At 69.6% G+C, this 21,538-nt stretch carries 18 protein-coding genes; 6 read left to right on the forward strand and 12 right to left on the reverse strand.

All coding sequences use genetic code 11. The features are described from left to right. Positions 1 to 40: 40 nt before the first annotated feature. A complete protein-coding gene (locus BJY22_RS42350) occupies positions 41 to 163 on the forward strand; it encodes a hypothetical protein (protein ID WP_272954815.1) in 123 nt (40 codons plus the stop codon). On the opposite strand, the gene BJY22_RS08925 is transcribed toward BJY22_RS42350, so the two are convergent. From BJY22_RS08925 to BJY22_RS08940, 4 genes are all read right to left on the reverse strand, one after another. Further along, positions 156 to 1,406 carry an ROK family protein gene (locus BJY22_RS08925; protein WP_167205182.1) on the reverse strand — a complete coding sequence of 417 codons (1,251 nt, stop codon included), beginning with the start codon at positions 1,404 to 1,406 and terminating at the stop codon, positions 156 to 158. The genes BJY22_RS42350 and BJY22_RS08925 overlap by 8 nt on opposite strands. 180 nt (positions 1,407 to 1,586) lie before the next feature. Beyond that, a complete protein-coding gene (locus BJY22_RS08930) occupies positions 1,587 to 4,511 on the reverse strand; it encodes an ATP-binding protein (RefSeq protein WP_167205184.1) in 2,925 nt (974 codons plus the stop codon). Between the two features lie 100 nt (positions 4,512 to 4,611). Continuing rightward, positions 4,612 to 4,815 (reverse strand): hypothetical protein, encoded by a 204-nt coding sequence (locus BJY22_RS08935; RefSeq protein ID WP_167205186.1) that lies wholly within the window; start codon positions 4,813 to 4,815, stop codon positions 4,612 to 4,614. Positions 4,816 to 4,827: 12 nt separating this feature from the next. Then, positions 4,828 to 7,797, reverse strand: a complete 2,970-nt coding sequence (locus tag BJY22_RS08940; RefSeq protein WP_337758401.1) for a type 2 lanthipeptide synthetase LanM family protein — start codon at positions 7,795 to 7,797, stop codon at positions 4,828 to 4,830. Positions 7,798 to 7,919: 122 nt separating this feature from the next. On the opposite strand from BJY22_RS08940, the gene BJY22_RS08945 reads away from it, so the two are divergent. After that, the gene (locus BJY22_RS08945; protein WP_167205190.1) at positions 7,920 to 9,380 is read left to right on the forward strand and encodes an NAD-dependent succinate-semialdehyde dehydrogenase; all 1,461 of its coding nucleotides are present in this window, start codon (positions 7,920 to 7,922) and stop codon (positions 9,378 to 9,380) included. On the opposite strand, the gene BJY22_RS08950 is transcribed toward BJY22_RS08945, so the two are convergent. After that, on the reverse strand, positions 9,377 to 9,931 hold the full coding sequence (locus BJY22_RS08950; RefSeq protein ID WP_167205192.1) for a GNAT family N-acetyltransferase: 555 nt from the start codon (positions 9,929 to 9,931) through the stop codon (positions 9,377 to 9,379). The genes BJY22_RS08945 and BJY22_RS08950 overlap by 4 nt on opposite strands. Before the next feature lie 69 nt (positions 9,932 to 10,000). On the opposite strand from BJY22_RS08950, the gene BJY22_RS08955 reads away from it, so the two are divergent. Further along, positions 10,001 to 10,576, forward strand: a complete 576-nt coding sequence (locus BJY22_RS08955; protein ID WP_167205194.1) for a TetR/AcrR family transcriptional regulator — start codon at positions 10,001 to 10,003, stop codon at positions 10,574 to 10,576. Here BJY22_RS08955 and BJY22_RS08960 read toward each other — a convergent pair. The 4 genes from BJY22_RS08960 to BJY22_RS08975 form a co-directional block, all read right to left on the reverse strand. Continuing rightward, complete coding sequence (locus tag BJY22_RS08960; protein ID WP_167205196.1) at positions 10,568 to 13,015, reverse strand: glycoside hydrolase family 2 protein; 2,448 nt, start codon at positions 13,013 to 13,015, stop codon at positions 10,568 to 10,570. The two genes, BJY22_RS08955 and BJY22_RS08960, sit on opposite strands and share 9 nt — an antisense overlap. Before the next feature lie 70 nt (positions 13,016 to 13,085). Next, positions 13,086 to 13,706, reverse strand: a complete 621-nt coding sequence (locus tag BJY22_RS08965) for an SGNH/GDSL hydrolase family protein (RefSeq protein WP_167205198.1) — start codon at positions 13,704 to 13,706, stop codon at positions 13,086 to 13,088. After that, a complete protein-coding gene (locus BJY22_RS08970; protein ID WP_167205200.1) occupies positions 13,703 to 14,800 on the reverse strand; it encodes a Gfo/Idh/MocA family protein in 1,098 nt (365 codons plus the stop codon). The genes BJY22_RS08965 and BJY22_RS08970 overlap by 4 nt, the downstream gene beginning before the upstream one ends. Beyond that, entirely contained in the window at positions 14,797 to 15,546 is a 750-nt protein-coding gene (locus BJY22_RS08975) for a sugar phosphate isomerase/epimerase family protein (protein ID WP_167205202.1), read from the reverse strand. The genes BJY22_RS08970 and BJY22_RS08975 overlap by 4 nt, the downstream gene beginning before the upstream one ends. Before the next feature lie 262 nt (positions 15,547 to 15,808). On the opposite strand from BJY22_RS08975, the gene BJY22_RS08980 reads away from it, so the two are divergent. After that, positions 15,809 to 16,861 carry a substrate-binding domain-containing protein gene (locus BJY22_RS08980; protein WP_167205204.1) on the forward strand — a complete coding sequence of 351 codons (1,053 nt, stop codon included), beginning with the start codon at positions 15,809 to 15,811 and terminating at the stop codon, positions 16,859 to 16,861. Here the strand turns inward: BJY22_RS08980 and BJY22_RS08985 are convergent. The 3 genes from BJY22_RS08985 to BJY22_RS08995 all read right to left on the reverse strand — a co-directional run bounded on the left by BJY22_RS08985 (position 16,858) and on the right by BJY22_RS08995 (position 20,216). After that, positions 16,858 to 18,945, reverse strand: a complete 2,088-nt coding sequence (locus tag BJY22_RS08985; RefSeq protein ID WP_167205206.1) for a molybdopterin-dependent oxidoreductase — start codon at positions 18,943 to 18,945, stop codon at positions 16,858 to 16,860. The genes BJY22_RS08980 and BJY22_RS08985 overlap by 4 nt on opposite strands. 76 nt (positions 18,946 to 19,021) lie before the next feature. Beyond that, on the reverse strand, positions 19,022 to 19,534 hold the full coding sequence (locus BJY22_RS08990) for an AAA family ATPase (RefSeq protein ID WP_167205208.1): 513 nt from the start codon (positions 19,532 to 19,534) through the stop codon (positions 19,022 to 19,024). An 82-nt stretch (positions 19,535 to 19,616) separates the two neighbouring features. Continuing rightward, the gene (locus tag BJY22_RS08995) at positions 19,617 to 20,216 is read right to left on the reverse strand and encodes a TetR/AcrR family transcriptional regulator (RefSeq protein WP_167205210.1); all 600 of its coding nucleotides are present in this window, start codon (positions 20,214 to 20,216) and stop codon (positions 19,617 to 19,619) included. A gap of 78 nt (positions 20,217 to 20,294) precedes the next feature. On the opposite strand from BJY22_RS08995, the gene BJY22_RS09000 reads away from it, so the two are divergent. Beyond that, positions 20,295 to 20,852 carry a 2TM domain-containing protein gene (locus tag BJY22_RS09000; protein WP_167205212.1) on the forward strand — a complete coding sequence of 186 codons (558 nt, stop codon included), beginning with the start codon at positions 20,295 to 20,297 and terminating at the stop codon, positions 20,850 to 20,852. A gap of 40 nt (positions 20,853 to 20,892) precedes the next feature. Then, positions 20,893 to 21,534 carry a Pr6Pr family membrane protein gene (locus BJY22_RS09005; RefSeq protein ID WP_167205214.1) on the forward strand — a complete coding sequence of 214 codons (642 nt, stop codon included), beginning with the start codon at positions 20,893 to 20,895 and terminating at the stop codon, positions 21,532 to 21,534. The last annotated feature ends 4 nt before the right edge of the window (positions 21,535 to 21,538 follow it).

Below are 21,538 nucleotides of genomic sequence, written 5' to 3' on the forward strand. Positions count from 1 at the left end.
CATCACCTGCTCGGCCTGTGACCGGCGCATGCTGCTGCCGATGAGCATGGTGACCGGGCTGGATCGCCGGGTCGACCTGGCGGGACAGGTGCTCTACGAGCTCACCTACACCTGCTGGTGCGGAGCAACCGGCGCGAAACTGGTGAAAGGCCCGACTAGGTAGTGCTGGTCATGGCCGGTGTAGGAAGCTTCCGCTGCCACACCTCGTCCAGGGCCATGCGCATCGCACCCGTGACCACAGCATCCTCGGCCAGCGCGGACAGCTCCAGCTTCGGGTGGTTGAGCGTCAACAGCCGCAACTGGTCCGAGATAGCGTCCAGCAGCACAGCACCCGCGCGTGCGACACCGCCGCCGATCACCACAGCCGTCGGGTCGAGTACGAGAACCGACGGAGCCAATGCACGCGCAAACGTCCGGGCGACCTGCTGTACGACGGCCTGCGCGACCGGGTCCCGCTCCGCGGCAGCGGCGAACACGTCCGCGGTGTCCAACTGCTCTCCGCCCAGCTCGGCCAGCCGCGACTGCGGATTGTCCAGCGCCGCCTGACGACCCAGCGCGGCGATCGCCTCCGAGCCGACCGCACGCTCCAACGGTCCGCGGCTGTCCTCGGGATTGATGACGTCGTCGGTGTCGGTGGCGATGAAGCCGATCTCACCGGCCGCTCCGGTCCCGCGGTGCAGCCGGCCGTCGATGACGATGCCCGCACCGAGCCGCTCACCCCACTGGATCGCCAGCAGCGTGCCGGTACCGCCGCGCGCCGCGGCAATCGCCAGCGCGGCCAGATTGGCGTCGTTGTCCAGCATGACCGGGCAGTCGAGCAGGCCGCGAACGTGCTTGATCAGGTCGATCGCCGGCCAGCCCGGCACACTCGGCACCAGTTGGACGCGGCCGGTGTGTTCGTCGACGATGCCGGGGCTCGCCGCGACCACGGCGGCGACGTCGTCGGCGGGTACCTCGGCCTCCGCGAGCGCCTCGGTGATCACCTCGGCGATGACGCCGAGCAGCTCCTGTGCGGTCCAGCCCGGACCGGAACGCCGTACCAGGGACAGCTTGCGGCCGGCCAGGTCGGAGACGCCGACGGTCACGCGGTGCGGGCCGACGTCCAGCCCGAGCACCGGCGCGGCGCGGCCGCGGAGCGACACGCGGATGGCCGGGCGGCCGAGCGAGCGGTCCGCGGAGTCGGGGCCGTGCTGCTGCAGCCAGCCGGCGTCGAGCAGCTCGTCGACGGCCTGCGCGACCGTCGGCCGGGCCAGCCCGGTCCGCTCCACCAGTTCGGCGACGCGTAGCGGCGCGGGCGCGGATCGGCGGACCGCGTCGAGGACCGAGGCGACGTTGATCCGCCGCAGCATCGTCGTGCCGCCGCCGCCGACCGTTCCCTTGCCCATGTCCGATCCCTTGCCTGCCACTCGCACAGTATAGATAGCGAGCGTTCCTAAATACTGTCCATTCCGCGCGCCGATCGGCGGATATCGTTGCGTGAGTCGCCCACTATCACCCATGTCCGGCACCGGACGCCCCAGCACACGCACCCTGCCCGGAATCGGCCCTGGCCAGTCCTGAAGTCCTGGCTCGTCCTGAAGTGCCGGCTAGTCCTGAAGTACCGTGCGGGCGAAACTGCTCAGAGCTTCCCGGTCCGGCTGCTGGGTCTTCGTCATCAGACTGGCCACGTGCTTCTCGACGGTCCGTGGCGAGATGTGCAGCCGGGACGCGATCGACTTGTTCCCGATCCGGTCCACCAGCAACCGGCAGACCTCGTACTCCCGAGTGGTGACGCCCATCTGTCGCAGGTACGCCGGAACCTGTTCCGTACCGCTCCGCCGCTGCCACACCGTCGCCCCGAGCTGGCGCATCAGACTGCGGCACGCACTCGCTACAGCCGGGATGCCGGCGTTGTGGAAGTAGTCCTCCGCCTGCCGCAACCACGCCACCGGCTCACCCCACCCGTCCGCGTGGGCCGGCTCAGCCACGAGTCGCAGACCGAGGTGCCGCGCCAGCGGGTACAGCGACGCGGTATCCATCGCCTCGGCCACCTGGGCGTTGGCAGCTTCCACCTGTCCGTCCCGTCCCAGCAGTACGGCGTGCGCGAGCTGGACGAACTGCCTGTTCCACCGCATGCCACTGGCAGCCGTTGCGGTCACGACCTGGAACTGCGCCCAGCCGCTCTGTCCGGAGAGTACGCCGAGCAACAGGCTCAGCCCGTTCTTGCCGGAGGTGTGGAGAGTGGTCGGGTTCTTGGCGTCGTACGCGAGCGCCTGTGCCATCTCGGCCTCGGCCAGCTCGCGGTTCTCCTCCAGCAACGCGCAGAACGTCCTGGCGAGCCCGTAGGAGTATGGCAGCTCGTACGTGGCCCGCTCGCCACCCCAGTTCGCCACCTCGTCCAGCGCCGACTCCATCGCGGCCCGGCGGCCCTGGTGAGCCTCCAGGATCGCCTTGGTGGCCAGGAAGTACGTCGCGGACCGGCCGAGCCGTAGCCGCCGCGTGACCGCGAGGCACTCGTCGATGATCTCGGCGGCCCGCGCGTACTCGGACCGCAGGATCGCATGCTGGCCGAGGATGCCGTCGACCTCGTACATCAACGGGATCGCGCCGATCCGGAGCGCCTGCTGCCGGGCCCGCTCGAGCTCGAGGATGCTGCCGTCCGCCAAATAGATCGTGACGGCCTGGAAGATGTGCGAGCAGACCCGCAGGAACGTCATGCCGTGGTCCTCGGCGACCTGCCGGGCCCGGTGGAAGTACTCGATCGACTGGTCGAGGTCGTGCTCGCGCGCCAGGATGCCCAGCAGTTGCAGGGCCTCGCACGTCACCTCAGGAAGCTTCGCGCGCTCGGCCGCGGCGGCGGCGCGGGTGGCGAGCTCGGTGGCGGCCCGGACGCGGCCGGGGCTGTTCCGGGCGAGTTCGAGGTTCGCGGCGACCACGTCGACCGGCGCGAGGTCGGCATCGGCCGGATCGCTGCCGAGCAGCGAGCGGGCGGTCGCCACGTGCTCCAGCGCGGCGGACCAGCGGCCGGCCATCATCTCGGCGTTCGCCAGCTGGACGTGCAGCGCGGCGACCTTGCGGCTGTCCAGGTTGTGACCGGCCATCTCCTCGACGGCCGCGGCGTGGACGGCAATGTCCTCGAAGCGGCCCGTCGCGCTGAGGGCGAGCAGCAACGAGCCGAGGACTCCGGCGCGGTAGCCGATGTCGGGATCGTCGGCCAGCATGGCGTTCGCGCGTTCGAGCAGGTTGGTGGCCGAGCCGGTCGAGCCGTCGTCGAACGAGCGCCGGCCGGCCAGGGCGAACAGCCGCCCGGCGCGGATCGTCTCGCCGCCGGTCTCGGCGAGATCGGCCACCATCGGGCACCACTCGCCGGGCAGTCCGGGGTGCAGCTCCTCGATCGCGTCCGCACAGCGCCGCGCCAGTGCCGCGCGTTCGGTAGGTGTCAGGCCTGCCAGCAACGCGTCAGCCGTGAGCGGATGCCGGAAGGCGTACCAGTCGGGCACGGGCTCGTCCGGACCGACGAGCTGCGCGGCAACACCAGCCCGCAGCGTTGCCAACAGCAAACGGTCGTCGGTCCCGGTGGCCTTCTGTACGACGCTCAGCGGGAACCGGTGCCCGATCACGGCAGCCAGGACCAGGATGTCCCGGGACTGCGGCCCGAGCTGCGCCGTACGGCTGCTGATGCTGTGGACGACGGCGGCCGGCACGTGCGTCCGCAGATCGTCGACCACCTGCACGCTGTCGCCCGGCTGTGTGACGAGCTGCCCGGTCCGGTTCGCCTCTTGCAGCAGTTCCTCAACAATGAAAGGGATTCCGGCGCTGTCTCTCCACAGCTGGTCTGCCAGTTGCTCGGGCACACCACTGACTGGAATCTCCAGACAGCCTGCAGCGAGCTCAGCCACGTCAGTGCGTCCCAACGGCTGCAGCTGGAACAGTGCGCCTGCTCCACGCTGGGCCGCCAGCCGTGCCAGCTCGTACGCCTGACAGGTCTCGGAGCGTAGTGTCGCGACCAGGGCGATCGGCTGCTCGTCCAGGTTGTCCAGCAGGTACTCGATCACCGCCAGCGTCTCCGGATCGGAGCCGTGCAGGTCCTCGAGGACGAGCAGGCAGCCGCGGCCGGCGCCTGCCAGTGCGAGCAGCCGCAGTACGGCCTCGCCCAGGACGACAGGTGACGCGGCTGTGTCGTGTGCCGTGCCGTCGTCCCAATCCGGTACCAGTCGGCCGAGCACCTTGCGGTAAGGCCCGAGGCCTTCCGGCGCGGGCATCTGGCCGCGCCGGATCAAGGACAGCAGTGCCTCGGTGAACGGTCGGAAGGCGACCGTCGTCCCGATCGCACCGACCCGGCCACGCAGAGTGACCATTCCGTTGTCGATCGCCTGCGCGGTGGCCGCTGCCGCGAGCCGGCTCTTGCCGATCCCCGGTTCACCGACCAGGAAAATCGCACCGCCGTACCCGCTGCGTGCTCCGGTCAGCAGACGGTGAAGACCGTCGATCTCCCCGTCTCTGCCGACCACAACGGGCGAACGGGTCTGCATGTTTGCCAACTGTATAGACGTATGGCTGTCACTGCAGGTACCTCCGCCGACAGTCAGCAGTCGCCACTCAGAGCGACCATCGGCAGCATCGAACGGTCGCTCAGTCGGCGCGGGCGGTCGGCCAGGTGATCTGGTCGGCCCCTGCTGCGGCAGCGAACGAGCTCAGGCCGACAGTTCCGGCCAGGGCCATCGCCCGAGCGCCGACACGGTCGCGGGTCGGCAAGGTGATCGGGCCGAGCGGGTCGGCGTACTCCGGCTTCCCTGCCGGCGTCACGGACTCGAAAAGGTAGTGCTGGGCGGTCATGCTGTTCCCCTGTCACTGTGGGGTCAGGCGCCTCGATGGACACGCCGACCCGGTGGTCGGTTCGAACAGCAGCACGGACGGAACCCGCTGCGGGAACGCCAGCCGGAGCAACCCGTAGCCGATCCCGGCCAGGCCGGTCAGAAGGCCTGGGGACGGTACGGCGCGAGGTGTCCCGCACAGCGGCCCGTACTGCTGCAGTGCGGCGAGTACCAGCCCGGCACGACGGCGCCGCGCGGCCTCCGCGGCTGGGTACTCACGTGCGGAGAGCCACACCAGTGACTCCACCGCGCCGAGCTCGCCATGACACAAACTGAGGTCTGCGAGCACCGGACGTTCTGTTGCGGTTCTCAGGTAGGCGTTGAGGTCCGCGGGTACTCCGGCCGCCGCACGCGCCAGGGCCGTCCCGGCATCACCTGCGCACCACCCGTTGCCGCCTGGCTCGTTGCGGCGGTCCAGATCGGTGGCCGCTCGGGCAGCGTCGAGGTACCTGTCACCAGGTACGCCGTACTGCCCGAGCGCCCACGCGATCCCCTGGTAGCCGCGGGCGAATCCGTGGTCCGCTGCTACTCGGCCACGGAGGCCGCCCTCCACTGTTGCCACCAGGTGGTCGGCGTAGCGCTCGGCCAGCCGACCGGCGAGTGGACGGCCTGCGATCGCTTGCATCGCGGCCAGTCCGCCCGCCGAGCCTTCGACGTACGACGGGAACACGTTGGGGTCGGATACGAGCCGCTCGCTGAGCTCCAGTGAAGCGGTGAGCCAGCTGTCGAGTTCGGGGTCGCCCAGCAGGCCGGCCAACCGGTGCAGGCCGTAGCTGATTCCGCCGAGCCCGTGGAAGCCCGGTCCCACCAGTTGTGCCGACTCCAGATCCCCGGCGAGGGCTTCGAGCAGTTGCGGGACCGGACGGATCGCGTCGCGCGCGAGCTCGCAGTACTTGTTCGCTCCGGTCAGTACGCCGACCTGTGCGAGGAAGAGCGCCGTACCCGTGTAGCCGTTGGACAGACCTGCGCCCATAGGACGTACGGCCCAGTGGTGGTCGTCCAACAGTTCGAGACCGAGCCAGTTGGCGGCGCCGTCGCTTCTGTTGAGCGCCCGCGCCATGAGCTCGTCCGCGATGTCGGCCGCCGCCGCGAGCAAGCGGGCCGGGTCCGGTTCGTCCGGGCCCAGGTGCTTCCTGGTGGCCGTACTGCCATGCCTGATCGGCTCCGGCCGGGTTGCCAGCGAAGCGGAGATCAGCCACGTCTGGCGGTGCTCGTCGATGTCTCCGAGGTTCTGGACCTTCGCTTCCACCGCGGACAGCCCGGTCATGGCGAGGACGTTCGAGACACGCGTGCCGTCCGACGCCCACACGTCCCGGCTGCTCGGCCGGGCGGTGAACAGCGGTACGTCGCCCGCCCAGAGGTCAGCCAGCTCGAACGGGACGATCGAGTGCAGCGACTCGTCCGCATCCCACAACAGGTCGAGCAGCTGGCTCCGGCCGGCAGCGTTGCGCAGTGCGTCCGGGTGCGTCGACTCGTCGAGCAGACTCGTGTAGAGGTGCGTACTGCGGGGCACGAAACGGATCTGGTCGGACGCGCACTGTGCCAGCAACCCGTCCGGGCCCAGGAACTCGTCACGGTGCCGCGCGATCGCCTGGTAGGCGGTCCGAAACCCTGCTAGCACAGCGATCTCGTGGTCGCGCGGCTCCATCAGCTGACCGTCCAGCATCGGCCGGTTCGCGGCACCGTGCGTCTGTCCAGGACGCCGTACCAGATGCATCGAATCCAGCCCGGCGTCTGCCCAGTCGACCACGCTCATCGACGCGGCCGAGTCGGTGTCGCCGCCCAGCCCTGACACATCCGCAACGCCGTACTCACCTGACACGAGCAACGGCAGCAACGCAGTGCGGTACACGGACCGGACCAAGGCCAGGTGCGCCGGGTCTTCGCCCAGTGCGGTCGTCGGCACATGACTGGGGTGGAACAGCGTCTCCACATCGACCAGCACAGGCTGGTCGCCGGCAGCGATCAGGTTCTCGAAGTGCATGTCCGTGCCGTCGAGCACGTACAGCAACGCCAGCAGCGCGCCCTGCCGGTGGTAGAACCGCCGTACCGCGGCCAGATCGGCACAGGGCTCGTGGACGACGTACTCCAGCCAGCCGTAGCCGTCGCGGGGGAGCAGACGGACTGTGCGGATGCCCAGTGCGGTCTTGGCGTTCAGCCAGTCCACGAACGCGTTGAAGTGGTCATGCAGCTCGAGCGGCCTGGGTTTGTAGACGACCCGCCGGCCGTCCGCGAACGTGAGGATCGCGGTACAGCGTCCGCCGCGGTGCGGGTCGCCACCGGGCTCGATGGACGTCAGCGCGCCGGGGTCCTGGCCGGCCAGCAGCCCGCTGACGAGCGACTCACGGTCCTCGGCGAGCCGTACCAGCAGCTCGAGGTGCCCCTCGACGCCCTGTCGGCACGACTCGCCCAGGACCCGGGCCAGCACCGGGTAGGTGGCCAGGAACTCCGCCAGCTCGCTCCCTCCGACGAGCCGGTGGGTGAAGTCCAGGAAGCGAGCGGCCGGTGTGTCGCCTGCCAGCTCGCCGCGGTCCCGGGCGCGGGCGAGCTCCAGGACCAGGGTCCGCGCGGCCAACTTCACCAGCCGGAGCCCCAGCCGGTGCAGGAACGCCTCGGCCAGCGCACCGCTGTGCCCGGCCGCCGCCAGGTCCTGGCGGGCCGAGTCCAGCAGTGGCTCCAGGCAACGCATGAGCGCCTGCCGCCAGTCCGTGCCGGACCCATCCGCTGTCCCGGCCGCCCCACCTGACGTGTGGCCGCCGGTGACACCGGTCCCTGCAGGGTCTCGACCGGCGGCAGGCGCGCTCGGTGGGAGAGAAGTGCTCCGTTCCACGTACTCCGCCCAGGCAGGTGCCGACTCGGAGAGTGCGTGGCTCAGCTCGTGCGGACGCAGGCCCGCGCACCACCAGGTCTGACGCTGGCCGATCCGGGTCGCTGAGTTGAGCACGCGCTCAGGCTGCCACCGGGCACCATGCCGGGGCATGGGTGCTCAGCCCCCATATTTCCGCCCGGCCCCGTGATTGCCACCGACTAACCTGGGTACCGCCGACTAGTCGAGAGGCAGGGCTCATGTCACGAGAGCGGGAAGTCGTCGAGGCTTGTCCGAACGAGTTGTTCGTCGGTGGCAAGTGGGTCGCGGCCGAGGGCGGCAAGACCCTCGCCGTCGAGGATCCCGCCACCGGTACGACGCTGTGCGACGTGGCCGATGCGAGCCCGGCGGACGGTACGGCGGCGCTCGACGCAGCGGTCGCGGCGCAGGCCGAGTGGGCTGCCACGCCGCCACGGGAGCGTGGCGAGATCCTCCGCCGTACGTATGAACTGATGACCGAGCGGGCCGACGACCTCGCGTTGCTGATGACGCTCGAGATGGGCAAGCCGGTCGCCGAGTCGAAGGGCGAGATCGCCTACGCCGCGGACTTCTTCCGGTGGTTCGCCGAAGAGGCGGTCCGGATCGACGGCGGGTACCAGATCGCGCCGAACGGAGCGAGCCGGTTCCTGGTGATGCGCCAGCCGGTCGGCCCGTGCCTGCTGATCACACCCTGGAACTTCCCGGCCGCGATGGGCGCCCGCAAGATCGGCCCGGCGGTCGCGGCGGGCTGCACGATGGTCATCAAGCCGGCCGCGCAGACGCCGCTGTCGATGCTCAAGCTGGCCGAACTGATGACCGAGGCCGGCCTGCCCGCGGGTGTGCTCAACGTCGTCACCACGCACGACGCGGGCGGCGTGATGGAGCCGCTGATCCGCGACGGCCGCGCGCGCAAACTGTCCTTCACCGGGTCGACCGCCGTCGGCCGGAAGCTGCTCGAGCAGGCCTCCGACCAGGTCCTGCGGACCAGCATGGAGCTCGGCGGGAACGCACCGCTGCTGGTGTTCGACGACGCCGACCTGGACAAGGCGGTCGACGGCACGATGCTGGCCAAGATGCGCAACGGCGGCGAGGCCTGTACGGCGGCCAACCGGATCTACGTGCACTCGTCGGTGATGGACGAGTTCGCGACCCGGCTGACCGAGCGGATGTCCGCGCTGAAGGTCGGCCGCGGTACCGAGGACGGCGTCGACGTCGGGCCGCTGATCGACGGCAAGCAGCGGGACAAGGTGGCCGAGCTGGTCGCCGACGCGATCGCGCAGGGCGCGCGGACACTCACCGGCGGATCGGTTGCTGACGGCAACGGGTATTTCTTCCGGCCGACGGTGCTCGCCGACGTACCGGAGACCGCCCGGCTGCAGAAGGAGGAGATCTTCGGGCCGGTCGCGCCGCTGACCCCGTTCGAGACCGAGGACGACGCGGTACGGATGGCCAACGACACGGAGTTCGGTCTGGTGTCCTACGTGTTCACCAGGGACCTGAGTCGCGCGCTGCGGGTGTCCGAGCGTCTCGAGGCCGGGATGATCGGCCTCAACCAGGGCATCGTCTCCAACCCGGCGGCACCGTTCGGCGGCGTCAAGCAGTCCGGCCTCGGCCGCGAGGGCGGCTCCGTCGGCATCGACGAGTACCTCGAGGTCAAGTACGTCGCCGTCAACGTCGACTAGGCCCAGGAACGGCGTACCCAGTCGTCCTTGGTGATCGCCCAGACCTGCACGTCGTGGATCGTCCCGCGGTACGGGAACGCCTGCCGCAGCGTGCCCTCGAGCACCATGTCGAGCCGCTGCGCCGCAGCCGCGCTGCGTGTGTTCCCGACCGCGCACCGCCATTCGACCCGGTTGAGCCCGCGGGTCCCGACCGCCCAGTCGACGAGCAGGCGGCCGGCGCGCGTGATCAGCCCACGGCCCTCCGCCTCGGCCGACAGCCACACGCCGAGCTCGCAGGCGCCCCAGTCCGCCTCGAACACCCGGAACAGCAGCCCGCCGACGAGCTCACCGTCCACCCAGATCCCGTAGATCCGGCCCTGATCCGCCGCCTGGCGATCGGCGTACCGCTGCAGGAAACTCCGCGCCCGCTCCTCGTCGGTCACCAGATCGGCCCACGGGATGTACGGCGCGATGTTCTCCCGCGCCTTGTCGACGTGCGCCGCGAACTCACCTGCCTGCCACGGCTCCAGCGGCCTGAGTTCGGCGCCGTCACCGAGCGGAACTGCGAACATCGCCCCTCCTCCAGTTACATAACAACCGTTACGCAACTGTACACAACAAATGTTCTGTACCATCACCCCATGCCGGCGAAAACCGATCACGAGGCCAGGCGGCGCGACGTCTCCGCGGCCGTCTGGCGGGTTGTGGCCGAGGGCGGCTTCGGAGCGCTCACGCTGCGCTCGGTCGCCGGCGATCTCGGTGCGTCGACCGGCCTGGTGACGCACTACTTCGGCTCCAAGCAGGAGCTGCTGCGGCACGCGCTGGAGCTCGCCGAGGAGCGCACCCGCGCGTTGATCCCGGACCTGACCGACCTGCGCGCGGCGCTCGCCGCCGTCCTGCCGACGACGCCGGAGGCCACCGAGATCAGCCGCGTCTGGGTCAGCTCCTGGGACGTCGCCCTCGCCGATCCCGAGCTCCACGAGCTGGAGCGGGCCCGCTACCGCCGCTGGCGGACCCGCCTTCGCCCACTTGTGATCAAGGCCCAAGCCGAAGGGGACCTGCCGCCCGGCGACCCGAGCGACCTGTCGACCGCCCTGGCCGCCTTCACCCACGGCTTGGTCGTGCAGGCCCTCTTCGACCCCACCACCTACACGCCCAAGCGGCAACTCCGTCTACTGGACCTTCACCTGTCCAGCCTGCGGCACACCTCAGACTAGGTCGTTGGCAGACCTCAGCACGGGTACGCCGACCTGCTCCGGAGCCGCAGCACCCGTCACGCGGAACGTGTGGCTGGAACCGGCGGACAGCGTGATCAGACAGGAGTCGACCCGCGCCGCCGCGTCCAGACGGTCCGGGAACAGGGCCAGGTCCTTCGCCAGCGCCGTCGCGGTCACCGTGACGTCGTACCCGTCGTCGGCCGGCGTGATCGTGGCCGTGTACGCGTCGTCCGCGAGCTGCAGTTCGGTGTCCTCGACGAAGTACCAGTACGCCGTCGTACCGTCGGCCGCCCGGACCTCGAGGTACTCCGACGTTGCGTCCGTGGGCGCCGCGACAGACGCGGGCAGATCGTTGACGGCCGCCGCCCGCGCCGCGATCTCGATGGCGAACGTCTCCTGGGCCAGCACCTCACCACCCGTGCCGGTCGAGCGCCGGGCGACCGTCACCTCGGTCGTCCACACCTCGTCCGTGTCGTTGTGCGCGGCAACGACCAGGGCGTTCTCCCGTGGTTGTACGGTGAGCAGCCGATCGGCGTACACGCGCTTCAGCGCGTACCACAACGGCTTGCGGATCCCGTGCCCGTCGACGGCCGCCCATGAGACCACCGGCCAGTTGTCGTTCAGCTGCCACACCACGGCACCGGTGTTCAGCGGGAACAGGCTGCGGAAGTACTCGATGCCGAAGGCGATCGCCCGCGCCTGGTTCAGCTGCGTGGTCCAGTGCCAGTCGTCGATGTCCTTCCACTTCGGCAGGTGGTCGCCGAGGCCGCGCTCGAGCTTGAGGTTGCCCTCGAACGCCTTCTGGTGCACGAGCATCTGCTCGCCGTACGGATCGAGCGGCGAGTCGTGCACCACCGACGTCAGCGTGGACCACGCGGGCGGCCCCTGGAACCCGAACTCCGACACGAACCGCGGCTTGTACTTGCGGTACGTCGTGTAGTCCACCTGGTTCCAGACGTCCCAGATGTGCATCGTCCCGTGCCGGTCGTCGTTCGGGTGGATGAACCGGTCGAACGAGTACGGGCTTCCGGCGGAGTACGGCGTCCGCGGGTCGAGCTCGGCGACGATCCCGGGCAGCAGGTCGAGGTAGTACCCGGCGCCCCACGGCCGTCCGGCGAGGGGCACCCGCCAGCCCCACTCGACGTACCCCCAGATGTTCTCGTTGTTGCCGTTCCACACCGCGAGGCTGGCGTGCCTGCTCAGCCGCGTGACGGCCTCGCGGGCCTCGGCCTCCACCTCGCTCCAGAGCCGCTCGTCCTCGGAGTACGCCGCACACGCGAACAGGAAGTCCTGCCAGACCAGGACGCCCAGCTCGTCGCAGACGTCGTAGAACTCCTCGCTCTCGTAGATCCCGCCGCCCCACACGCGCAGCAGGTTCATGCCGGCGTCGACGGCGTCCTGGATGCTGGTCCGGTACGTCCGGGCGTTCAGCCGGGTGACGAACGCGTCGTCGGGGATCCAGTTCGCGCCGCGGACGTAGATCGGCTTGTCGTTCACCGAGATCACGAACGGCGTACCGTCGTTGTCCGGGGCAACGTTGACGGTGACGTTCCGGAAGCCGACCCGGCCGTGCCAGTCGTCGTCGTTCACAGTCACCGTGACGTCGTACAGCGGCTGCTCGCCGTACCCGCGCGGCCACCAGACATCCACCGCCTCGATCGTGCTGACGATCTCGACGGTGCCGGTGCCCGGCGCGACCGTCGCCGACTGCTGCGTTCCGCCGACCTCGACGGCGATCGTCGCGTCACCGGCGGCGGCGTCGTCGGCCCAGGCCAGCGCGACATGCGTGGTCAGTACGCCGCGGTCGCCCTCGAGGGTCGCGAGCGGGCGGACCGAGTCGATCCGGACGCCGGACCAGGACTCGATCCGGATCGACCGCCAGATGCCGGCGGTGGCGACGTCCGGCCCCCAGTCCCAGCCGAAGTTCGAGGCCATCTTGCGCAGCTCGTTGTACGGGTGCAGGTTCGTGTGCGGCCAGCTGCCGGCCTTCGCCCGCTCCGCCTCGGCCGCCGTCACCGGGCCCTCGAACTCGACCACCAGTTCGTTGTCTCCGGCAACCAGAACGCCGGTGACGTCGAACCGGTACGAACGGTGCTGGTTCGCGGTCCGGCCGAGCTCCTGGCCGTTCAGGGTGACCGTCGCGACCGTGTCGAGCCCTTCCGCCACCAGTTCCTGCCGGTCGTTGCCGTCGGCAACCCAGCTGAACGTCGTCCGGTAGCTCCAGCGGGTGCGGCCGATCCAGTGCAGCTTCGACTCGTTGTCACCGTCGAACGGGTCGGGGATCTCGCCCGCCGCGAGCAGGTCGGTGTGCACCTCGCCGGGCACGGTCGCGGCCACGGCGCGACCGATCAGGCCGTCGGGGGCCGGGCCCTCGACCGCGTGGACGGTCCAGGCGGCACCGCCGCCGGTGGTGAGGTCGAGGGTCTTGAGTGATGTCACGGTAGGGCTCCAGGGGTGAACCGGTTTAGTAAGAACGAGGTGCTCCCCGCGACCGGCGCGGGGAGCGGTGTCAGTCGTCGAGGACGTACCGTCGCCACAGGCCGGCGAGGGCACGGTGTCCGGCCGCGGTCGGGTGCACGCCGTCGCCGGCGAGCGTCGCAGGTCCGGCGGATGCGGCCTGCTGGGTGAGCTCGACGTCGGTGGGGACGAGGATCGCGCCGTACTCGACGGCGAGCTTCCGGACCACCTCGAGCTTCGGATCGAGGTCCTCCCGCCACTCCTCCTGCCCGTCCTTGACCGGCAACAGGAACGGCTCCATCAGGACCACAGGACAGGACAGCGGGTCGAGGAGCGCCCGGTACGACGCCTCGAAGGCCTCGGGGGTCGTCGGGTCGTCCTCGTCGTACCGCCGCCAGGTGTCGTTGATCCCGATCAGGATCGACACCAGCGACGGGTCGTGGGCGAGCACATCGGTGGCCCACCGGCCGGCCAGATCGACCGCGCGGTTGCCGCTGATGCCGGCGTTGACGATCGTCGGCCGCCGATCGCCCAGCCGGCCGGACAGGTCGTCGTACAGGGTGCGGACGTAGCCGTCGCCGAGTCCGTCGGGATCGGTACGGCGGCCGCAGTCGGTGACCGAGTCCCCGGCGAACACGACGGTCCGCCGGGGATCGAGGAGGATGCTGGTCATAGCGTGGCTGCGGTCACGTCCCAGTCGTCCGGCAGGATCGGCGCGACGTCGACGGTGCTCTTGACGTCCACGAACTGGCCGCTGTCGATCGAGTCGGTGATGGACGCCATCACGTCGACGATGTGGAACGCCAGCGCCCCGGATGCCCGGTGCGGCCGGTCGGCCCGGATGGCGCGGGCCATCTCGAGGACGCCGGTACCGCGCTGCGCGACCGCCTTCGTCTCGGCGACGGTCTCCCAGTCCTCGGCGCCGCGCCGGCGGATCTTGATCGCGCCGTCGAACCCGTTCGGGTCCGGCACGGCCAGGGTCGCGTCCGTTCCGGTGATCTCGACGAACCCGGCCCGCGGCAGCGGCGAGTCGAAGCTGAAGATGCTCTGCGACGACTGTCCCGACTCGAACTTCGCGATCGCGCTGACATGCGTCGGCACGGTGACGTCGAAGTCGGTCCCCGCCAGCGGACCGGAGCCGATCGTGCGCTTCTCCCTGGACTTCGAGCCGAGACCCGCGACGGCTGCGACCGGACCGAACAGCTGCACCAGGGTGGTGAGGTAGTACGGGCCGATGTCCCACAGCGGGCCCGCGCCCTCCTGGAACAGGAACGCCGGGTTGGGGTGCCACGACTCCGGTCCGGGGGACTGCATCAGGCTGAGCGCTGTCAACGGCGTACCGATGTCACCGCGCTCGATGATCCGCCGGGACTCCTGCAGGCCCGGACCGAGGATGGTGTCCGGCGCGCAGCCGAGCCGGACGCCCGCGTCCTCGGCCGCGGCCAGCAGCTTGAGACCGCTGTCCTGGTCCAGCGAGAACGGCTTCTCGCTCCACACGTGCTTGCCCGCGGCAACCGCTGCGAGGGCGACCTCGACGTGTGCGACCGGGATGGTCAGGTTGACCACGATCTCGATGTCCGGGTTGTTCAGCACGACCTCGGGCGCACCGTGCGTCTCGATACCGTACTGCCCGGCCTTCTCCTTGGCGGCCTCCGGACGAAGGTCGCCGATCGCGACGACCTTCAGGTCCGGAAAGCTCTGCATGCTCTTGATGTAGGCGTCGGAGATGACCCCCGCGCCGATCACACCTACGCCGACCGCGCTCATTCAGGTGCGCCCTCTCCGGTCAGGAACGTGTAGCTGCCCTCGACCGCGTCGAGAATCTCGCCGGAGAAGTCGTCCAGCTCGACTACGCGCAGCGCCTGCGGCGCGGCGGCCAGGATGTCCCGGACCGCGATGGTGCCGTCGCCGACCGCGACCTGGGCCTTGTTGTCCAGCGTCCCGTCGCCGTCCTTGACGTGGATCGCCGTCACCCGGTCGCCGAACTTCTTCAGCAGCGCCGGTACGTCGGCGCCGCCGACCGCGGCCCAGTACGTGTCCACCTCGAGGATCACCGCGTCGGACAGGTTGTCGACCAGGATCTCGAGCGCGTGCACGCCGTCGACCTTCGACTCCAGCTCGAAGTGGTGGTTGTGGTAACCGACCGTGATGCCGTGGTCGGCGGCCTCGATCGCGGCCTTGTTCAGGCCGTCGGCGATGACCTTGATCTCGTCGGCCGACTGCCAGCGCGCCGGGTCGGTGTGCGGGTCGATCACCGTGGTGATGCCGAGCCGCTTCGCCGCGGCGTAGATCGGGGCGCTGTCCTCGCGGAGCAGGCCGGCGTGCGTGGTCGGGGCCGAGAGGCCGTGCTTGGGCAGCGCCTCGGCCAGCCGGTCCGCGAAGGCGGTCACACCGAAGGGCTCGACCTTGGTGTAGCCGATCTCCGCGATGCGGGCCAGGGTGCCGTCGAAGTCTTCCTCGAGCTTGCCCCGGACCGTGTACAACTGGAGGGACAGGTGGTCCTTAGCGACCATGGTTTCTCCTTGTCGGCGGCGCCTCACCCGCTGCCCTGGGGTCGACGCCGACTGATAAGCCGAACCGGTTAAGTAACGACGGCAACCGTATCCCACCGGCCCCCGTCCACACCACCCTCCGCCCAACCACTGGGCGGTCACCTGGGCTCCGCGGTTTGATCAAATGGTTACGTCTTGTATTCAGCGGATGACAGAGGGTTGAAACGGCGGGACACTGGAAACCTGGATCGAGAGGGTTCGGGCGCCCGGTGAGGAGGGTGTCGTGTCGCGCGTGACCATCAAGGAGATCGCCCGGCGGTGTGGTGTCTCGCAGGGGGCGGTCTCGTACGCGCTGAACAACCAGCCCGGGGTCTCGGAGGCGACCCGGGCGCGGGTCCTGAGGGTCGCGGCGGAGCTGGAGTGGGTGCCGAACCGGGCCGCCCGGCAGCTGTCCGCGGCGCGCAGCGAGACGTTCGGCCTGGTGCTCGCCCGGACCGCGCAGACCCTGATCGAGGAGCCGTACTTCATGGGCTTCGTCGGCGGCGTCGAATCCGTCCTCGCGGAGCACTCGTACGCGCTCGCCCTGCAGGTCGTGGCCGATCTCGACGAGGAGCTCGTGACGTACCGGAAGTGGTCGGCCGAGCGCCGGGTCGACGGCGTGATCGTCGTCGACCTCCGGGTCGGCGACCCCCGGATCCCGGTACTGCGGAAGCTCGGTCTGCCGGCCGTCCTGGTCGGTGACCCCGCGCTCGCGGACGGCATGCCGTGTGTCTGGACGGACAGCACCGCGGCGATGAACGCGGCGCTCGACCATGTGGCGTCACTCGGTCACCGGGTGATCGTGCGGGTGGCCGGTCCGCCCGGGTTCGGCGACGTCTGGATCCGCGACCAGGCCTTCGACACCGCCGTACGACGGCTCGCGTTGACCGCGGTCGTCCACCACACCGACTATTCCGCCGCACAAGGTGCCGCCGCCACCCGCGACGTACTGGACGAGAACCCCCGCCCCACGGCGATCGTCTACGACAACGACCTGATGGCCGTGGCCGGCCTGGCCGTCGTCCAGGCGCTGGAGCTGCGCATCCCCGACGACATCACCTTGGTCGCCTGGGACGACTCCACCCTCTGCCGAATCACCCACCCCACGCTGACGGCGCTGAGCCACAACGTGGTCGGCTACGGCGCCGAGGTGACGCGTCGGCTGCTGGACCTGCTCAGCGGGGCACGTGCCCAGGCCCACCTCTACTCCACACCGCTCCTCATCATCCGCGAAAGCTCCGGCCCACCGGCGAATCAGGCGAACCTCGGTGTCCGAAGTTCAGGGAGGCGGCGTTAGCCGGCGGTTACGGTGACCGGTACGCCGTTGACGGCGGCGGTGCCGGCGACCGGGTCGATCAGCGTCGCGTCCGTGACGTCGTTGACGCTCGGTCCTTGGACCTGATTGGCGACCGTGAGCCGGGAACCGGGGCGGTTGTGGCCGAAGCCGTGCGGCATGCTCACCACGCCGGGCATGATGTCCTTGCTGGCGGCAACTTCTACCGCGACGGATCCGGCGGCGGACGTGACCGTGACGAGCTGACCGTCGGAGAGGTCGCGGTCGGCCAGGTCGTCGGGATGCATGAGCAGTTGGTGCCGGGGCCTGCCCTTCACCAGGCGGGCGGAGTTGTGCATCCACGAGTTGTTGTTGCGTAGGTGCCGACGCCCGATCAACAGGAGCTCGTCGGCGGAGAGCGCTGTCAACGCGTCGAGTCGCGGCAGCTCGTCCAGGATCATCCGCTGTGCGAGGTCGATCCGCTTCGTCTTGCGGTGCAGTGCGGCGGGTAGTGCAGGCTGCAACGGGCCGAGGTCGACCCCACCCGGCGAGCGTCGAAGCTTCCGCACCGACAAGCGATAGGGCCCGATCCGCAACCCCGCGTCCACGATCCACCGCGGCGGCATCCGCAGGCGCGCCGTCACCTCGGCGCGACGCCGGCTCCACGGAGTACGCCGTACCAGGGCCAGCCCGAGGTCGCGGAAGATCTCCCAGTCGTGCCGTGCGGCGTCCGGCTTCGGGAGTACTGCGTCGTTCCACCGCGCCGTGTTCCGTACGGCCAGCTGGTGGAAAACGATGTCGTAATGTTCCCGCTCCAACGGTGGCGCCGGCGGCAGGATCACGTCGGCGTGCCGGGTCGTCTCGTTGATGTACGGATCGATCGCGACCATGAAGTCCAGCGACCCGAGCGCCTCGTCGAGGCGGCGGCCGTTCGGCGTCGACAGCACCGGGTTCCCGGCGACCGTCACCATCGCGCGGATCTGCCCCTCGCCCGGTGTCAGGATCTCCTCCGCCATCACCGGCACCGGCAGCTCACCGCCGAACTCCGGCAACCCGCGCACCCTGCTCTTCCACACCCCGACATGCCCGCGTCCGAGCCCGAGCAACGCGTTCACGGCCGGCCGCGGAAACATCGTTCCGCCGGACCGGTCGAGGTTCCCGGTGATGATGTTCAGCACCTGGATCGCCCATTGGCAGATCGCCCCGAACTGCTGCGTCGACACCCCGACCCGCCCGTAGCAGGCAGCTCGCTCCGCCGCCGCGAACTCCCGCGCCACCCGCCGGATCACCTCGGCCGGAATCCCCGTGATCGCCGCCGCCCGCTCCGGCGTCCACTGCTCGACCGCTGCCTCGACCGCCGCGAGCCCGTCGACGTACGACGCCACCTGGGCGTGCCCGTCCGAGATCACCTGATGGATCAGCGCCAGCAGAAAGGCCGCGTCCGTTCCTGGCCGGACGAAATGGTGCTCGTCCGAAACTGCAGCGGTTTCCGTGCGCCGCGGATCGACGACGACAACCTTTCCGCCGCGTTTCCGCAGTTCCTTCAACCGTGTTCCGAAACCGGGTGCGGTCATCATGCTGCCGTTCGACGCCAACGGGTTCGCGCCGAGCATCAGCAGGTACGACGTCCGGTCGATGTCCGGTACCGGGACCATCAGCTGATGCCCGTAGAGCAGGTACGACGCCAGCATGTGCGGCAGCTGGTCGATCGAGGTCGCGCTGAACCTGTTCCGGGTGCGCAACTGCCGGACCATCGTCGGCAGGTGCGTGAGCGCCCCGAGACTGTGCACGTTCGGGTTTCCGAGATACACCCCGACAGCGTTCCGACCGTGTTCTTTCTGGATTCCGGTCAGCTTTCCGACAACGATTTCGTACGCCGCCTCCCAGCTGATCTGCTGCCAGCCGTCGGGCGTCCGCCGGACCGGCGTGGTCAACCGGTCCGGGTCGTCCTGCAGGTCGCGGAGGGCGACCGCCTTCGGGCAGATGTGACCGCGGGACAGCGGGTCGGACTCGTCGCCGCGGATGTCGGTGACCCGGCCGTTCTCGACGGTGACGAGAACGCCGCAGATCGCTTCACAGAGATTGCAGGAGGTCCGCCGTACGGTCATCCCCTCAAACTACCCCCGGGTAGCGAGCCGGTCACCCGCTCGCGTGTGGTGATGTGCCGGCCGCCGGACAGAACCGTCAGTCGAAGCGGGCCTCGTCGAGCCGGCCGAGGATCGCGTCGACGGTCTCCCCGACGGACAGGTCGGAGTTGTCCAGCCACAACCCACGCCGCGGAGTGAACGCATGCAGCTCGTAGTCGAGCTCGTCGACCAGATGATGCGCCCCGCCGAGCCGGCTGGAGATCACGTCCGGCCGTGGCGTCAGCACGACCAGATAGCGCGGCCGCGTCCGGATCCCGTCCAGGAACTCGCGCAGCAGTTCGCCGATCACCACGTCCTGCAGGACCACGGTGAACCCGGCGCGCGCGTACTCGTCGGCGGCCTTGCAGGCCAGCCGGTAGCGCAGTTGCAGTTGGCGTTGTGCTTCGATCACGTCGTCGGCCATCGAGGCCTGTCCGCTGACGATCATCCGGCGGAACACGTCCCCCCGCAGATGCACGCCGTACTGAAATCTCTCGGCCAGCATCTGCGACACCGACGACTTCCCCGCCGCCATGATTCCGCTGACGACGATCACCCCCTCGGACTCCATGCGGTGATCGTGCCACGTGCCGCGCGGTTTTGGTCCGGTCCCGGCGATTCTTGTCCGAAAACCCAGCTTTGTAAGGGGTTACTCAGGCCATCAGGCTGTCCAGATGATGCCGGAGGACCTGCCGGACGCGGGCGGGTGTGGTGCGTTCGGGCTGGATCGCGGCGTGCAGGGCGAGGCCGTCGATCAGGGCGTGCAGGCGGTCGACCTCGCGGCGCAGGTCGAGGCCTTCGGCCAGCGCGCCGTCGTCGGCCAGTGCGTGCAGCAGCGACTCGCACAGCTCGCGCAGTCCGTTGTGGACGGTGTCGACGTGATCGTGCAGTGCGCCGGCGCCGGACTCGGCCTGGGCCTGCGCCATGAACGCCATCCAGACGTCGAACTCGGCCCGGCGTTCGGCGTCCAGCGGCAGTGCTTCCTCGAGGTACCGCAGGGCGATCGTGGTCGCGGTGCCCTTCGGCTCGATCGCCCGCACCCGCTCGGTCACCCGGCGGGACACCAGGTCCATCGCGAAACTGAGCAGCCCGGCCTGGTCGGGGAAGTAGTAGCGCACCGCGCCCGCGGACCAGCCGGCCTCGGCGGCGATGGTGCGGACCGAGGCGGCCCGGATCCCGTCCCGGCGGACCACCCGCCAGAGCGCCTCGGCGATCTCCTCGCGGCGGGCGGCGTGGTCGACGATCTTCGGCATGTGGCCCTTTTTAGCACAGCTGTGTTAGTCTCGTTTTGCAACACAGTCGTACTGAAACAATCTCGGGAGGGGAACACCGTGCTGCTCGCTGTGATCGCCGCGTGTGAGATCGGGTTCTGGGTGCTGCTGGCCGCGGGGCTCGTGACGCGTTACCTGCTGCGGCGGCCGAAGGCCGGTCTGTTCCTGCTGGCCGCCGTACCGCTGGTCGACGTCGTGATGCTCGTGGCGAGTGTCCTGGACATCCATCGCGGCGCGGAGCCCGGTTTCAAGCACTCGCTGGCCGCGATCTTCATCGGTGTGAGCGTCGGGTTCGGCCACCAGTCGCTCCACTGGGCGGACAAGTGGGCCGCGCACTACCTGGCCGGTGCGCCGCGACCGGTCAAGCCGCCGAAGAAGGGACCGGAGCGCGCCCGCCGCGAACGTGCCGGGTGGTACCGGCACCTGCTCGCGTACGTGGTCGGCGTCGGGATCATGCTCGGCCTCGGCCTGCTGTCCGGTCGCGGGTACGACGCGGTGCTCGGACCGGCGTGGACCTGGACGATCGTGCTGGTGATCGACGCCGTCGTCTCGTTCAGCTACTCGTTCGAGGGCGCCGAGCCGGAGGAGAACGCGCCGCGCGAGAAGCAGTCGGTCTGACGTCCTGCATCGTCACGCTCGGTCGTCGTACATTGCGTTCATGACGATGACGGGGCGTATCTGGACCTGGCTGACCGTGCTGATCGTGGCGGCGGGGATCGTGATTCAGTTGCCGCTGTCGGCGCAGAACGAAGAGGGGTTCTTCTCGACCGCGCCGGAGCGCTTCTTCAACGTGTTCGCCTACTTCACGATCCAGTCGAACCTACTGCTCGGCGGTACGGCGCTGGTGCTCGCGCTGTGGCCCGGCCGCTCGCGCGGTGTGGTGTTCAAGACCCTGCGGCTGAACGGTGTGCTCTGCATCGCGGTGACCGGGATCGTCTATCACACGGTGCTGGCCGGGCTGGACGAGCTCGACGGGTGGGCGTGGGTCGCGAACTTCCTGCTGCACACGGCGGCTCCGGTGGCCGGCGTACTGGGCTGGCTGTTGTTCGGCCCGCGCGGTTTGACCGACTGGCGGATCGTTCAGTGGTCGATCGTGTTCCCGCTGTTGTGGCTGGGGTTCACGCTGATCCGCGGCGCGTTCGTCGACTTCTACCCGTATCCCTTCGTGGACGTGAACGAGCACGGGTACGGACGGGTGCTGCTGAACTGTCTCCTGGTGGCGGTACTGTTCCTGGCTCTGGCGGCCGGAGCGACCACCCTGGACCGCCGGTTGCACCGGAAGACAACCGTCGAAAGGTAGACCC

This window comes from Kribbella shirazensis (genome assembly GCF_011761605.1).
Classification (GTDB): Bacteria; Actinomycetota; Actinomycetes; order Propionibacteriales; family Kribbellaceae; genus Kribbella; species Kribbella shirazensis.